The sequence below is a fragment of the Gillisia sp. CAL575 genome, from assembly GCF_000403785.1.
Taxonomy (GTDB): domain Bacteria; phylum Bacteroidota; class Bacteroidia; order Flavobacteriales; family Flavobacteriaceae; genus Gillisia.
Genome location: NZ_APHJ01000039.1, coordinates 1 through 15,461, shown reverse-complemented (window position 1 = coordinate 15,461; position 15,461 = coordinate 1). Strand labels below are relative to the sequence as shown.

Annotated in this window: 18 protein-coding genes; 5 read left to right on the top strand and 13 right to left on the bottom strand. The window is 32.6% G+C overall.

The features are described 5' to 3' along the window. Positions 1-26: 26 nt before the first annotated feature. The 12 genes from I130_RS12555 to I130_RS12505 form a co-directional block, all read right to left on the bottom strand. On the bottom strand, positions 27-560 hold the full coding sequence (locus I130_RS12555; protein ID WP_232224089.1) for a CIA30 family protein: 534 nt from the start codon (positions 558-560) through the stop codon (positions 27-29). 27 nt (positions 561-587) lie between these two features. Further along, the gene (locus I130_RS12550) at positions 588-1,016 is read right to left on the bottom strand and encodes a hypothetical protein (RefSeq protein ID WP_051119712.1); all 429 of its coding nucleotides are present in this window, start codon (positions 1,014-1,016) and stop codon (positions 588-590) included. 229 nt (positions 1,017-1,245) lie between these two features. Continuing rightward, positions 1,246-2,733: a cryptochrome/photolyase family protein gene (locus tag I130_RS12545; RefSeq protein ID WP_034923724.1), complete on the bottom strand. Its 1,488-nt coding sequence runs from the start codon at positions 2,731-2,733 to the stop codon at positions 1,246-1,248. Further along, on the bottom strand, positions 2,730-2,858 hold the full coding sequence (locus I130_RS16495) for a DUF2256 domain-containing protein (protein ID WP_083932920.1): 129 nt from the start codon (positions 2,856-2,858) through the stop codon (positions 2,730-2,732). Before I130_RS16495 ends, I130_RS12545 begins: the two co-directional genes overlap by 4 nt. Next, positions 2,859-3,485, bottom strand: a complete 627-nt coding sequence (locus I130_RS12540; RefSeq protein ID WP_034923721.1) for a flavin reductase family protein — start codon at positions 3,483-3,485, stop codon at positions 2,859-2,861. It abuts the gene before it with no gap. Positions 3,486-3,599: 114 nt separating this feature from the next. After that, on the bottom strand, positions 3,600-4,718 hold the full coding sequence (locus I130_RS12535) for an FAD-binding domain-containing protein (protein WP_034923718.1): 1,119 nt from the start codon (positions 4,716-4,718) through the stop codon (positions 3,600-3,602). Continuing rightward, entirely contained in the window at positions 4,719-5,006 is a 288-nt protein-coding gene (locus I130_RS12530) for a TIGR03643 family protein (protein WP_034924178.1), read from the bottom strand. 5 nt (positions 5,007-5,011) lie between these two features. Further along, complete coding sequence (locus I130_RS12525) at positions 5,012-5,413, bottom strand: DUF2452 domain-containing protein (RefSeq protein WP_034923715.1); 402 nt, start codon at positions 5,411-5,413, stop codon at positions 5,012-5,014. Between the two features lie 14 nt (positions 5,414-5,427). Next, the gene (locus tag I130_RS16650) at positions 5,428-5,592 is read right to left on the bottom strand and encodes a Lacal_2735 family protein (protein ID WP_034923712.1); all 165 of its coding nucleotides are present in this window, start codon (positions 5,590-5,592) and stop codon (positions 5,428-5,430) included. A gap of 297 nt (positions 5,593-5,889) precedes the next feature. Next, positions 5,890-6,453, bottom strand: a complete 564-nt coding sequence (locus tag I130_RS12515; protein WP_034923710.1) for a hypothetical protein — start codon at positions 6,451-6,453, stop codon at positions 5,890-5,892. Then, entirely contained in the window at positions 6,446-6,925 is a 480-nt protein-coding gene (locus I130_RS12510) for an RNA polymerase sigma factor (RefSeq protein WP_034923708.1), read from the bottom strand. The genes I130_RS12515 and I130_RS12510 overlap by 8 nt, the downstream gene beginning before the upstream one ends. Beyond that, positions 6,925-7,767, bottom strand: coding sequence for an alpha/beta fold hydrolase (locus I130_RS12505; protein ID WP_034923705.1), 843 nt, complete (start codon positions 7,765-7,767; stop codon positions 6,925-6,927). Before I130_RS12505 ends, I130_RS12510 begins: the two co-directional genes overlap by 1 nt. Positions 7,768-8,298: 531 nt before the next feature. Between I130_RS12505 and I130_RS12500 the strand changes: the two genes are divergently transcribed. Both I130_RS12500 and I130_RS12495 read left to right on the top strand, forming a co-directional pair. Beyond that, positions 8,299-9,345: a sensor histidine kinase gene (locus I130_RS12500; RefSeq protein ID WP_034923702.1), complete on the top strand. Its 1,047-nt coding sequence runs from the start codon at positions 8,299-8,301 to the stop codon at positions 9,343-9,345. Beyond that, entirely contained in the window at positions 9,342-10,073 is a 732-nt protein-coding gene (locus I130_RS12495; protein ID WP_034923699.1) for a LytR/AlgR family response regulator transcription factor, read from the top strand. The genes I130_RS12500 and I130_RS12495 overlap by 4 nt, the downstream gene beginning before the upstream one ends. A 180-nt stretch (positions 10,074-10,253) precedes the next feature. Here I130_RS12495 and I130_RS12490 read toward each other — a convergent pair whose 3' ends face one another. Continuing rightward, on the bottom strand, positions 10,254-10,844 hold the full coding sequence (locus I130_RS12490) for a molybdenum cofactor guanylyltransferase (protein ID WP_034923696.1): 591 nt from the start codon (positions 10,842-10,844) through the stop codon (positions 10,254-10,256). Positions 10,845-11,382: 538 nt separating this feature from the next. On the opposite strand from I130_RS12490, the gene I130_RS12485 reads away from it, so the two are divergent. The 3 genes from I130_RS12485 to I130_RS12475 all read left to right on the top strand — a co-directional run bounded on the left by I130_RS12485 (position 11,383) and on the right by I130_RS12475 (position 15,250). Continuing rightward, positions 11,383-11,751, top strand: coding sequence for a DUF7009 family protein (locus tag I130_RS12485; RefSeq protein WP_034923693.1), 369 nt, complete (start codon positions 11,383-11,385; stop codon positions 11,749-11,751). Position 11,752: 1 nt separating this feature from the next. Then, a complete protein-coding gene (locus tag I130_RS12480) occupies positions 11,753-14,050 on the top strand; it encodes an FdhF/YdeP family oxidoreductase (protein ID WP_034923690.1) in 2,298 nt (765 codons plus the stop codon). 324 nt (positions 14,051-14,374) lie between these two features. Then, complete coding sequence (locus I130_RS12475; RefSeq protein ID WP_034923687.1) at positions 14,375-15,250, top strand: TlpA family protein disulfide reductase; 876 nt, start codon at positions 14,375-14,377, stop codon at positions 15,248-15,250. Positions 15,251-15,461 lie beyond the last annotated feature (211 nt).

Sequence of the window (15,461 nt, the reverse complement as noted above, 5' to 3'; positions counted from 1 at the left end):
ATAGACGCAGACGTAATTATCTAAAATTACTTCAAAACAATAGATTCAATTTCTAGTTTAAAGGATTCTGCTTTTTTATTTCCGATTAGAAAAGCTATTTCTTCTATACTCTCCTTATCATAATTTGGCATATCGAGGTCACGACCTCTAAATGCTGGATACATTTCTGAAAGTTGCAATTCAATAGTTTCCCAATTTTTGGAAGACTTAAATGAGGTTATATATGAGTAATAATCTGAAGATTTATTTTTCACTCTAAACTGATAACTTTTCCCATCCCCTTTAACTTTAATAACTACCTTGGAAAAGCCTTTTGTGCTCTTTTCTTCAAAGCTATATCTCACAGAAGAGAATCCACCGTTATTCTCCAGAGAAACTTTACCTTCAAAAATCCCATGACCTTCGTTATCCAAATAGAAATTCCCAGATGACCTACCACCCATCACCACATCATCTACAATATTCCAATTAGAGATATCTGCTTTTTTATTGAATTCAAAAATGCTAGCTGTCTGCATAGTAGTTATTATTAATATGAATAGAATTATAGTTTTTGACATGATCGTGGATTTTAGTGATGTTTCCTCTTAACCATCGTAGTACTCTAAATTTAAAGAGTCGTTTTTAAGATCTATCATCTTATCAAGAAATTTTTTATTATCTTGAAAGTTCTTGTTTCGCTTTAACTTTATAAAATGCCCATTTGCGTGAATAGTAAAGGTTCGCGTGTTATAAATAACCAATCGATAATAAGGGATTATCCAAGAATATCGTTTTCCTTCATTCCTAAAATGTACAATGACCCCATTAGGCTTTAATACAATCGTTGCATAATTAACTGCTGAAGGGAGCAGATCTTTGGGTTGCAGTTTAGCACTAAATTCTTCTACTTCTAATTTTCCAGAGCTTACACCACCCATTTTAATTTTATCTACAAAAGAGAATGCTTTACCTACTGTATCCTTTTTCTCTTTTAGATAGTCTTTGTTTTTATCAGTTGTATCAAATAGCATCATAATTATTATTTTTATTCTGTTTACACCCTAAATTTGCAGTTACCTATATTTATTATAAATCCGGGAAAAGTTAGTACTACTAAGACGTGCTTTCCAAGAACACTTTAGGTTTAAATGTTGAGGGATGTTTTTATCTATTATTTAAAATACTGAATTATAACCACTTATAAAAAACTATTCCGGCTTAAAAAGTTATCTCAGATATTGGATTTTCTATGAATCAATTGTATTAATCTGATAAATTCAATAGATAGTCTTCAGCATTCTGAAGATGCTTTTCTTGCTTTTCCACAGGCATTTTATCATACATTCTCACCAGCATCCCTAACCTAGGATTCGATAGAAAAAATTCACGATGGGTATGCATGAATCTCCAAAATAGCCCATCCCAAGTTGCCTGCCATTCTCCTTTTTTGTAATTGCTCATTTTCATTAAGTAATTACTCCCGCTTATATAAGGTTTGGTAGCCATTAAACCTCCATCTGCAAACTGACTCATTCCATAAACATTAGTCACCATCACCCAATCGTAAGAATCTATAAACAGTTCCATAAACCATTTGTATACCTCATCTGGATCAAATTCGCACAGCATCATAAAATTTCCCAGAACCATTAAGCGCTCTATATGATGGCAATAACCCGTTTCTAACACTTTTTTAATAGTGAGATCTATCGGCGGAATTCCTGTGGTACCATCATAAAAAGAAACTGGTATTTTCTTCTTGAATTTCCAGAAATTGGTGGTGCGTGCTTTACTTCCGCTAGTTTCGTAGACGCCTCTAATAAATTCTCTCCACCCAATAATCTGCCTAACAAAACCCTCGGTAGAATTAATAGGCACCTTGTTTTCTTCAGCATACAGCAAACAAGCATCTATAACTTCTCTAGGCGTTATTAAACCCACATTCAGCATTGGGGTTAAAACACTGTGATTTAATATTCCATGTTCAGCAACAATGGCATCCTCATACTTCCCAAATTCCATAAAACGTTGCTCAAAAAATTGATCTAGCCAGGCTCTGGTAGTATCAAAATTTGTTGGATATAATTGATACGGCGTTAGATTCCCTAAGTTATCTGAAAAATGAGTTTCAACATATTCTTTGGCCTCTTCATAATATTCATCTATATCTGGAAATTGAATAGCTGGCGGTGTCTTTTTGGCTTCGTACTTCTTTCTGTTTTCAGCGTCAAAACTCCATTTCCCACCAGTTGGGGTTCCATCTGGATTAACTAAGATATTTCGTAATTGTCGCTGCTCTGTATAAAAGGTTTTCTGAAAAAATTTCTTTTTACCGCTTTTAAAAAATGGAGCAAGATCCTCCTTAGTATTTAAAAATAAAGGAGAGGGATATTTAGTCGATTTAATTCCGTTTTCAAGGAGCTTATTTTCCAGTCGTTTTTCAAGCCAGTTATCTGTTGGATCTATATAATAAATATGCTCCACACCCTGATTTTTTAATTCAGGAATAAGAAGTCTGATATCCGAAATTTCTTCCGTAGATTCTACATAACGTACTTCCAAATTTTTTTCTTTCTGAAGAAAATCTGCATATCGCTTCATGCTAGCCCTATGGAAAGCTATTTTTTGTTTGTGGAATTTATACTGTTTAAAGAACAAATATTCCTCAATTATAATCACAGGGGCATTCCTTTCAAAGAGTGGCGATTCTTGAAATAGCTGATGCGGAAATATTAAATTGATACTTTTCATTTATTTCTTCTACAACGTTCACTACAATATTTTACCTCATCCCAATTCATCTCCCATTTTTTACGCCACGAAAATGTAAGCTGACAAACGGGACATGTTTTTTGAGGAAGATGTTGTTTTTTCATTTAAAATTCTGGGACTTCGTTCACTCTTATATAAGGATATTTTTCAATTTTACTCAATGAGTAATAGCTATTCAAGCCTGAAATTCCAACACTATTTGTGGCCTCTAGATCGATGTCATCATCAACTAATGCGGTATCAGGAAGTATCAGATGTTCTATTTCTCCTATAACTAAAACAGTCCCATTAAGTCGAATATCAAGCGCTTCTTTAAATCGCATTCCAATTTTAAAGCTGCTTTCTTTTACAAAAGGTGCTTTAAAATCTTTCATATATTCTTCAGAAAGTTTACAACGTTCAAATTCTGAAATATCCTCATCAAACTTGCCTGAGGTGTAATGAGCATTTTTTACAAATTCTGGATGAATATGGTTAATTGTATACTGTCCATTTTCTTGAATATTCTTATAGGTATGCCCAACTTCAGAAGTTTGTGGCCTGCATATAAATCCCAAAAGCGCAGGATCACTCCCTAAATGAACTACAGAACTAAATACAGCCAGATTGGTTTGCCCACTATTATTTACGCTCCCAATAAGATTTGCAGGCTTTATGCCTGTAACAGAATTGATGATCTTTAGCCGAGTTATTCGGTCCAATTGTTCTATTTGTTCTTTAGTGTAAATCATTATTTATTTTATGAGTATTACAACTTAAAATACCGCTAGAAAGTCATTATTGAGCCTTGACAATCTTGTTAGTGATTATCAGGCCTTAAATAAAATATTTTCCGTCTTGCCTTTCTAAAAGACAAGCTGCTTTTTACATTTTTTCCAAAAAGAGAAAAACGAAGGGTAATAGCCCTTAACATCAAACATCCAATCTCTAGGCTCTTCAGTTCCTTTATAATGATTGTTTAGTGGATGCTCTTTATAATATATATCTCCAAAATCATGATCCTTAATAAGTTCGTCGAACTCTCCTACATAGATCTGAATGTTTGGAATGTTCTCTTCAGAAATTTTCAGAATGAAATCGATCGTTTTTTGAGAAACGGGGTATTCTTGAAAATGCGAAGGCTCTAATAATAGAATCCTATTTGCGGAAATCTCCTTTTTCCACAATGGATCCAGGTTATAGAAATTATAAATACAGCTTGGAAGCTTTATATTAAATACAATGGAATGCTTATTTGGTAAATGTGTTTTTAGTTCTAATTGTTCTACCTCTTTTAAAATTTCGGGAATCTCCAATAAAGGCAAAGTCTCATAAGGTACATCTAAAAAAGTGCCCTGCTGATTAGTAAAACAGTAGTTATTGATGTTTTCTTGGTTGGCAACATATTTCTTATTTGCATTAGATCCTGCTACCCATTGCCAGCTTAAAGCATTACTAGCCCAATCTGCATCCAGTAAATGATAGTACATCCATTGTGCAGGCAATTTCCAGTGACTTTTTCCACTATTACAAGCTATGGAAGCAATATACATTCTAAGGTGATTGTGTAGATAACCGGTTTTATAAAATTCCTTAATGGCAGTATCTATAGCTTCAATCCCGGTGTTGGCATCTACAATTGCTTTTGAAATCCCAGAATTGGAAACAGCAGTTTGCGGGTGTTTTAGATCTTGATTAATATCCTCTCCTTTTGCGATCCATACTTGTTGCCAGTAATCTCTCCAAGCCAATTCCTGAATAAATTTTCCGATTTGTGCGGGCTGGTATCGTTGTTTTAAAATTTCAGCAAGCACAAATTTTGTTGAAATTATTCCTCTGGAAATATAGGGTGATAAATAGGTGACTGATCCATTTATATAATTTCGGGTGGAACCGTATTTAACAGGATCTATAGAACGAATACGCTGAAGTATTTCTGAATAAGAAGTGGGAAATATCGAATCTGTCTGTTCAAATAATTCCATTTATCGTTTGCTGATTTTATTTCCGGAAATTGCTTTTTGGCGTGAGCATTTAAATCGGTTGATATCAGATAAACGTTTCTTTAAATGTTTCTGACTTACACCACTATTAACACGTTTTCTCCAACGCTTAAAACTAGATTCTTTCAAGTTGCCACGCATCACCTTAATAACCTCTTTTTCTGGCAATTCAAACTGAAACTCAATCGCTTCAAAAGGAGTTCTGTCTTCCCAAGCCATTTCTATTATTCGGTCTAATTCTCTTTCGGTAAATTCTTTTGTTTCATTCATATAAATTATATTTTCTCCCAAATTTGATCCACATTTAAATAGAAACTACCTAAAGAAATAAAATTACATTCCGTTGGAGATATAATAGAGAGAAAGCTTTCTCCATTCTCTCGATTATACAAATGATATACTACACCAATAATAGGTTCAAAATTGAATTTCGCATTAAAAATGAGCTTGTTATACTCAAACTCCTCCATCATTTTATCGTATTCTTTTTTAAGCTCTTGATATTTTGCCGCTACCTTGTGATTTACTTTATTGATGCTTCGATTCTTCCATGTAATAGTATCTGGAGTGGTTATTACCGGTGCACCAACAGAAGTTGCATAAGGTTTTAGTGCCGCATCGTATTTTTGAGTTTCTGGATTAAAAACAACATTATCGGGTTTTTTAGCTTCTGGCATTTTATTCTAGGAGTTTAGTTCAGCTTTTCGAGTTGCTTCATTACTTCCTCTGCTTCAAAGGTTTTCTGGTCGCTCATCTTTCTATTTGTAGTTGATAGGCTATGAGCTTCTTTTGAAAGCTTTGCATATTGCTCTTGTAATTTTTCCTTCTCTGATTTCTTTTTGAATAGTCCGAACATCTTTTCTTCTCTTTAGCGATTCCTAGAATTAAGCTTCTAACAAACTAATGTAAAGATAAAAAATGTTTAACCATTTTGTGTTAAGGTTAAACAAAATTTAGTAGAAGGTTTTATTCTGCATATTAAATTCTTATTAAGATTTAGAATTTCAAATTAAATTCAGGGATTTCATATTCAAAAGTTTCCTTTTAATTATGTAAATCAAAATTTTTAAAACAAAACAACCAAAACTTTCGTTCTGGTTGTGTTTTGTACATCAATCAATGATCTTACTATATATTATTTGCTTCAAATAATTCATTCAATTTCCATTTTTAAATCACGAATTAAACTTAACTCTTTCCGAATTTGAATCGCAATCAATACCGCTAGAATAATGAATATTAATAATGAAGAATAGAGAATGTATTGATAAAAACCTGAAGACAAATTTTGTTCAAAAGAAGGTAAAAGCATTATAAAGCCAGCTATATAGCTAATAAACAAAACAGGTGTTACCAGATAACTAATAAATAAGCGCGATTTATAATACCGTTTTAATTTTTCGCTATAAGTATGTAAAGTCTCATCTGGTAGAATTTTTTTTGTACTAAACGTATAAAAATATTCTATCAACATTCTCAGACTTAAGCTACCAATCATTAATAATAACCCGATGCTCACAGTTTTATCATTATAGGCTGAAATATAGAAAAAGAAACCAATCAGAACCACACAAGTTACCCCAAGAACGATCTGTGTAATTATCTGTTTTCTTTTAACTATTTTTCCTTTAGTAATAATATCAGCAACAGCATTCTTTGGTAATTCGCTTTGAGAACGTTTCCCCCACTGTTCTTTGAAATCCTTATAATTATTCATTTTTTACACATTTTGAGAGTTTATCTTTAATTCTATGAATTCTAGTGCGGAGTGCTTCATAAGATATCCCGATTATTTCCGCAATTTCTTGCTGAGACACTTCTTCCAAATCTAATAAGATGATACTTTTGTTTTCTTTGGATAGCTGATTGATACAGTGATACATCGCTTTAAAACGTTCTTCTTTTTCAAAAACTTCAGTATCAATTTCATCGGGGATTTCTATTGTTAAAGAATATTTCTTTTTCTTCCTAAGCTCCTGTAGACAGGTGTTTACTGCTATTCGATAAATCCATGTAGAAAGCTTTGCTTGATTTCTAAAATTTTTCAGATTCTCCCAGACTTTAATAAATACTTGTTGCACTAGTTCCTTCGCCAAGTCTTCATTCCCACTCACATATCCCAGACAAAGTCCAAAAACCTTATGATAATTGTCTTCATATATTTTATTGAATTGATTGTTCTGGTTCATTAAAGATCAAGTTCAGATTTAATTTGTTCTGCAAACCATTCGGGAGCATCATACATGATAAAATGACCAGAACCTTCAGCTAATCGCAAAGAATAATGTTTTAGATTTTTATACTGATCTCTATAATTTTTTTCTGCAGCCTCTTTTCCATAGGGATGGGTAGCACCCAAGAGAACCACCGGTGTTTCAATTTTGGATAGGTCTTCCCGCAAATCCAATTTTAAAAGGTCTGTATAACCATACACGTAGGTTTTTCTATCGGCTTGCACTATCCAATCACTTAATTGCTGATGCTTTTCTTTATTTGTAGACATAGAAACAGCCATCTGTGAGGCCATTTTTCCGAATTCCTCTTCGTTCATATCTAGCAGCTGCTGATTATAAGGATTATCATAAGTGATATTTTCACTTTTAAAGTTTGGCATCATCAAAGCACCCATTGCTGGTAATGCATCAATAATAATTAATTTTGAAATAAGTTTTGGATGATCTGTAGCTAGCCAAAGACCAAGCGTTCCGCCCATACTATGACCTATAATGATAGGGTTTTTAATTCCTTTTTCAGAAATATAAGTCTCCATACCTTTTTTCAACTTAGGAAACCATGGCTTTTCAATTGCCGGCACCCCTCCAAATCCTGCAAAAGTAAAAACGTGTACTTCATAATTTTTAGACAGGTTTTCTGTAATGTCTTTGAATACTTCTCCTGTGGAAGTGAATCCCGGAAATAATAAAACAGGTTGACCCGTCCCAGAAACTTCAACTTGGAATACTTCCTGAGATTGAATGTTTTGAGTTATACATACTACTAATACAAGACAAAAGATTTTAAAAGTTTTCATGATTTTTAAATTTAGTTTTCCTTTAGATACTAGAGCAACTAAATGTTACATGAATTTTTAATAAAAATTGGATTTTCTTGATAATCCTTCAATGAGGGATTAAAGAAAGTTTATAACTTTCTTAATTAAAGACAAGATCTTATCTGGCAACTTTAAATTATTTGTGGATTGCTATTTATGAGGTTTTCCTGCGCCGTCAGATTTAACCCAAAAGGAATTTCCCATTCCTCCTACTTCAATTACCACTCATCATAAAACTGCCTTGTGGAAAGACATTCTCTCTTAAATTTAAACTATAATTATAAAACAAACCACTATGATCGCTATTGCAATCTTTATTGTCGAGTTAATAACTGAATTAATAACAGGGTGAATTAATCAGGATCTTCAGTATGAAAACTATTTTGATTATAATTTTAGATCCCTTTCAAGTTTAATAGAAGGAATTAAAGGTAGATAAATGATTATTTCGCAAAAAATATTGAAAATTAAAATGCTAAGTTTGATTATTCAAAAATCAGCTAATTAAGGATGAAGTACTTATTTTCTAAAATTGCTTTGCCCAATTATATAATATGGTTACTTGTTCTCATCCCATCATATATATTAAAGTATCAAACATCTGTTGAAGATGGAAGACTCAAGCCTGTTTACGTTGTATTAGAGGGTTTACTATGGTTAATTATAGCTATTCTACTCACCGCAGCTATACAATATGGTATAGCTAGATTTAGAAAAATAGATGAGCATTTTGGATTTAAAATAATTAAATTTATAGGTTTTGTAGCAATAGCTAGCCTACTATTTAATCTAATTCTATGGCCAATTTTAGATGTTCTTTATGAATATATTCAACATAAGGAATCTCCAAAAGAAGGTAATTTGGGAACTAATATCTATAACTGGTTTGTATGGATTATCTGGTATTCTATAACTACCTCATTAACATTAAACAATGATGTTAAGAAAGCAAGAGTTAAGAATGCGGAATTACTTGCGAATTTAAAAGAGTCCCAGTTAAACACCTTAAAAGGGCAAATCAATCCGCATTTTATGTTTAATAGTTTGAACAATATTCGTGGTTTGATGTTAGAAGATGTAGATAGAGCAAGAAATATGCTCACCAGCTTATCTGAAACTTTGCGATATTCACTGACAAAAAGTGATTCAAATGCTATCGCCTTAGAAGATGAATTGGAAATGGTGGAAAATTATATTGAAATCTCTAAAATACAATTTGAAGATCGCCTTCTCTTTGAATCAAACATTGACAAGTCATCTTTAAACGTCCAAATTCCTCCAATGATCATTCAGATGTTGGTTGAAAATGCGATTAAACATGGGATTTCAAATTTGAAAGATGGAGGGAAAATTAGTTTATCAGCAATTAAAAAGGACAATCAATTACTCATAGAAGTCGCAAATACAGGAAATTTAATACAAAGTCCTGATAGTACTCAATTAGGTTTAAAAAACATTGAGCAGCGTCTAGAACTCCTGTATGGCGAGGCAGCGACTTTCAATCTAAATGAAATAGAAAATCGAGTGGTTGCCACAATTAAAATCCCAGTAGCATGATATCATTAACAGCAGTTATTGTAGAAGATTCCAGACTGGCTCGTAATGAGTTAAAAGAACTTTTAAAAGCCCACAAGGAAATTGAACTTTTAGGCGAAGCAAAAAATGTAGATGAAGGTTTTAAGCTAATTAATGAAACAAATCCAGATCTTTTGTTTTTAGATATCAATATGCCAGAAAAAGATGGTTTTGACTTATTGGAAATGTTAGATGACGTTCCAATCACAATTTTCACCACTGCATTTGATGAATTCGCTATTAAATCTTTTGAATACAATGCGTTTGATTATTTACTGAAACCTATCAATCAAAAACGATTTACTAAAAGCATAAAAAAAGTAATTGAGAAACTAACTCACAGTTCTTCTTCAGAAAATAATACTGAAGCTGCTTTAAGTTTAGATAAACAGATATTTATTAAAGATGGAGAAAAGTGCTGGCTGGTTAAAATTCAGGATATTTATATGTTTGAAATTGTTGGTAATTATACCCGGGTATTTTTCAAAAACAACAATCCGCTAATCTATAAATCCTTGGGACAAGTTGAAGAAAAATTACCAAACGATGTTTTTTTTAGAGCCAATAGACAACAACTAATAAATATAAATCACGTTAAAAAAGTGGTGTCCTGGTTTAACGGAAAATTAAAAATAGAAATGAATTCTGGGGAAGAAGTGGAAATCTCCAGAAGGCAATCCTACCTTTTTAAAGAGCAGTTAAGTTTTTAATATTGCTGCCAAAAAAACCTATTCAATTAAATTGAATTTCCTTAGAGTAGGGAAAGATTAAGACACATAAGTTTATTTCAATGAAACGATGTATTCTTTTATAAATTAGAACCCATAAAGCCTCTGCAATTCTTAAGAATATAATCTTATATAGTCAGAAATTAATACTTCCTAAATTTTTCAACCTTTAAACACTTCGCGGTTCTCAGCAGTAATTAGTTCTTCTTTTGTATTCAAATTTTGTAATACCAGCGTATTTTCTTCATCTGCCAAATCCAAAACTTTATAAGATTGGTTAGAGACAAAATCTAGCATTTTCAGTTCATCTTTCAATATAGCAAGTTTTGCCGCTTTTTTCAAAGATTTTGGGTAACAGGCAAAAAGTGGAGAAATCTGTTTACCATTAGTAGACACGACCATTTTGCCAAAAATAGCTAATTCAATTAACCTATTTAAAGCTTCAAGATTAATAGAAGGCATATCACAAGCCAGAAGAATGATCATTGGAGAATTAGAACGTTCCAAAGCAGTATATAATCCGCCAAGAGGTCCTTTATCAGGAATTAGATCCTGATAAACAGGTTTTCCAAACTTTCTATAAGTTTTGTTACTACTTATAATACTGGTTGGCATCTTTAGCTTTTCAAGGACTCTTATAATATGTAAAATCATTGGTTCTCCTTTAAAATTGACAAGTCCTTTGTCACTTCCCATTCTTCTACTCTTTCCTCCTGCCAGTATAAAAACTTCTATTTCAGATTCCTTTATCAATGTTTTATTATTTCAGTTTATAAAAAGTAAGTTTTCTGTATGTCCGCTTGAAGTCATATAATTTTTTCGTTAGCCTGAATTTATTTCAGGGCCTCAATTTATCAAACTAATGATTAATGTTCTGAGATTCTGAAACAGGTTCAGAATGAAGTGCTTTTTCAATTTATGACGCTTTACGGGTATACAAATTAAGTTTTAAAAATTTGTCTTCTTGCTAAACTCTCTGTTGCTTCAGTTAGCCACAAATTTAATCTGTTCTAAATTTAAGCATTTTTGATTCAGTTGAAGTTTATTTCAAATTTACCAGATTATGTGATTTCATCATTTATCATAATCTCAAGTAGAATTCCAAAACGATTTATATGTTTTTTGAGGTGTCGGAAATTAATTTCAGTTACTTATTTCTGAATTTATATAGATCATAAAGTCATTAGAAAAGTCTTAAATGGAATAATATTCTTTTTTATTTTTCAGAACTAATCCATTAACTTTAAGGGATTGTTGAAATTACCCAACATCTAATTTAAAAAATAGAACAATGAAAATAAGGATTCGCGGAAATTCGGTGCGATTTAGATTAACAAAGAATGAAGTTGAACAATTATGCAGAGAGAAATTTATAGAAGAACAAACCAATTTTCCGAATTTAGATTTCACTTATGCCGTAAGGGTTTCAGCTACCAAAAATTTGGAAGTTGATTTTGCCAATAATAAAATCTCATTACAAATCTCCGAAGAACTTTTACAAGGTTGGGACACCAATAACAAGGTTGGGTATTCCCATTCTGTCCCAACTTCCAACGGAAGAACTATAGATATTTTATTGGAAAAAGATTTTACTTGTCTGGAAGATCGTGGCGAAGATGAATCTAACAATTACCCTAATCCTAAATCTCTTACTCATTAACATGGAAGATAAAATAATTAGAAAAGTAAATCATCGAGGTCCTACAGAATTTCGAGAACTCGAATTTAAAGATCCAATAACCCATGCTGCTGGAAAGCTCGCCATTAAAGAAACTTTAAAGCATACTTTTAAAGAAATGGGCGTGGTAGATTCTATGCGTGGCCTATTTACTATAAATCAACAGGATGGATTTGACTGCCCTAGTTGTGCATGGCCAGATCCAGAAAAACCGTCTAAAATTGGAGAATATTGTGAGAATGGTGCCAAAGCCTTGGCAGATGAAGCTACTCATAGTCATATTGATGCCGAATTTTTTAAAAAATATTCCATAGAAGAACTTTCAGAATTAAGCGATTTTCAGCTGAATAAATTTGGAAGACTTATAGAACCTCTTGTTTTACGAGAAGGTAAAATTCATTACGAAGCGATTTCCTGGCAAGACGCATTTGATTTAATTTCAGAAGAATTACGCAGCTTAGATTCACCAAACGAAGCTATTTTTTATACTTCGGGCCGGTCCAGTAACGAAGCCGCATTTTTATATGGGATGTTTGTACGTGCTTATGGCACCAATAATATGCCAGATTGCAGTAATATGTGCCATGAATCTAGTGGTGTTGCTCTAGGCGAAACATTAGGAATTGGAAAGGGAAGTACCAAGCTGGAAGACTTTTATGAAGCCGAGGTAGTTATAATTGCAGGGCAAAATCCCGGTACCAACCACCCAAGAATGTTAACTGCTTTAGAAAAGTGCAAGCAGAACGGAGGTTACGTTATCGCAATTAATCCGTTAGAAGAAACTGGTTTAGTAAATTTTAAAAATCCGAAAAATATTAAAGGGCTGTTAGGGGGTGGAGAAGATATCGCCGACCTGCATTTAGCTGTAAATATCAATCAGGATATTCCTTTGATGAAGCTAATTTTAAAACGTCTTGCAGAAAAAGATGCTTTAGATGAAACTGTTTTTGATCATGCTTTTTTAAGCGATTACACCCAAGGTTATTCAGAATTATTAAACGATTTAAAATCGTTTAATGAAGCGGAGTTATTGGCGATGACGGGAGTTTCAAACGAAAAAATTAACGAAGCAGTAGAGATTTTAGCTAAAAAATCAAAAATTATTGTGTGTTGGGCAATGGGACTTACCCAACATAAAAACGGGGTAGAAACTATTCGTGAATACGTGAATTTATTGCTCTTAAAAGGTGCTATAGGGAAAGACAATGCTGGAACTTGCCCGGTGCGTGGGCATAGCAATGTGCAAGGCGATCGCAGTGTGGGGATTATGCACTTTATAGATGAAGAATTTAATGAACGTATTAAAAAACACATGGGTTTTGATCCGCCTACTAAAAAAGGGATCGATGTTGTAGAATCTATGGAAGCCATGCACACGGGGAAAGCACGTGTTTTTATTGCATTAGGAGGTAATTTTCTAATGGCAGCTTCAGATACCGATTATACTGCAGAAGCGCTGAATAATTGTCAAATGACGGTGCAAATAAGCACAAAACTAAACCGTTCTCACTTGGTTACAGGAAAAACTGCTTTGATATTACCAACCTTTGGAAGGTCTGAAAAAGATGAGAAAAATGGAAACCCACGCTTTTTAACAATGGAAAGCAGTATGGGCCGCGTAAGACAATCTAAAGGTATCTTGAAACCTGCTTCCCAAAGTATTATGAGTGAACCAGAAATCATAGGGAATCTTGGTCATAGCTTTTTTAAGGAAAACCATCCTGTGGCTTGGAAAGCGATGGGAGAAGATTACGATCTTATTCGGGAGAAAATAGATCTGGTAGCCAAAGGCTTTGAAAAGACGAGTGAAAATTCTAAAGGTTTTGGATATTACCTTCCCAATAATTCCCGACAAAGGGATTTTAGTATGTTGCCTAATGGAAAAGCGCAAATCACACTGAATAAACTGCCAGACCATAAATTACAAGAAGATGAATTGATGCTGATGACCATACGAAGCCACGATCAGTTTAATACTACTATTTATGGGATGGACGACAGGTATCGCGGAGTTTATAATGAGCGACGGGTGATATTTATGAATCAGAGTGACATGGATCAACGAAATTTAAAGAAGTTTGAAATTGTAAATTTAACTAGTACCTACGATGGTAAAAAAAGAACTGCATATAAGTTCAAAGTGTTGCCGTATAAAATTCCACCTGGTAATATCGCAGCTTATTTTCCAGAAACCAATCCTTTAGTGCCATATAATCATTTTGCAGAACGAAGTAACACCCCCATAAGCAAATCGGTAAAGATCCGGATTGAAAAGGAGTAATTCATAAAGGCAGCAGGAGTTTTTGCTGCCTTTTTATTTTGAATTGCATAAAAAAAATAAAATTTAATTTATTGAGGATAAGGTAAAAAAATCACTCACTTCGTTAATAAGTGTTTATAACTCGTAGACTAAAGAGTTAGTCGATTTAAAAAAATTGAATTATTTTTGAAATACAGAATTTCCGGGTGCCCTACCTATTTAGAATTTCTCCCTTTTATTATTGAAAACATTTGATATCCTGAGAATGGTGAGGGTTAAGGTGTTTATAAATAAGGATATAACGTGTTGGCAATAATTTAAACGAAAAAAAAAATGCTGAAGAAAATGTTTATTTTGATATTCATCACAACAATCTTAGCTGGATGTCAAAAAGAACAAAAGAATCTTTACAAAACGACAGAATTAAAACAAGGTTATCCCGAAATCTTAAAACCGCTTGAAAAAAGTTTACCTTTTAAAATTCAGAGTCATTCCTTATTGGAATCAAATAATGATTCAATCGATATTTATCTTGGAACTTTAAAACAAGGAAAACAGTCTGGAAATTGGTTCGCCCTAGCTTCTAATAATAAAATAAAACAATTTAGTACGTTTGATTTTAGACAAAATTCAGAAAATGAAAAAGAAAATGATGTCGATATAAACTTTAATAATTCTACAAACCGAGCATCATTAAGAATTAAAGAATTTGACACGATAGAAAATAGAATTAACTATGCTTGGATTAATCAATCAACCTTAGCAGACTCCGTAAAAATCTCAGTAATTGAGAAACCTCTTTTAAAAGGAAAAACATTTCCAAAAATTGGACTTACAAATATGGCTAAGGAAAAAATCAATTTAGATAATTTTAAAGAACAGATTATTGTAATTAATTGGTGGGCTGTTTGGTGTGAGCCTTGTAGAAAAGAAATTCCAGGATTAAACAGATTGGTTAGTAAATATTCTAATAAAAATGTAAAATTTATTTCAATTACGGATGACTCTTTAGATAAAGTTTCGAGGTTTTTAGAACAGAATGACTTTCAATATGATATAACATTTATTACTGAAAATGGGAGGAAATTATTTGGAAATTCATATCCGAAAAATATAGTCTTAGCTAGAAATAGAACTATCACTTATTACACAGAAGGTGGAAATGAAACTAAATGGCAAGAAATTGACAAACATTTGACAGAATTGAATACTGAGGAATAAAAACTATTGCCAACATCGTTTCCTATGAAAAGCAATAACCTTATTTCTTAAAGATAATATTTTAATTTCTCTTATTTCATACTTATAATATTTTAACGTGTTGAATTTTTGATGAAGCTTTGCTTCAGTAAGAATTCAACACAAAAATAACCTGCTCAGCATCCTATTTGTGGTCACTTCTTGAGTGCCACCAGCATCACTATGATTGTGG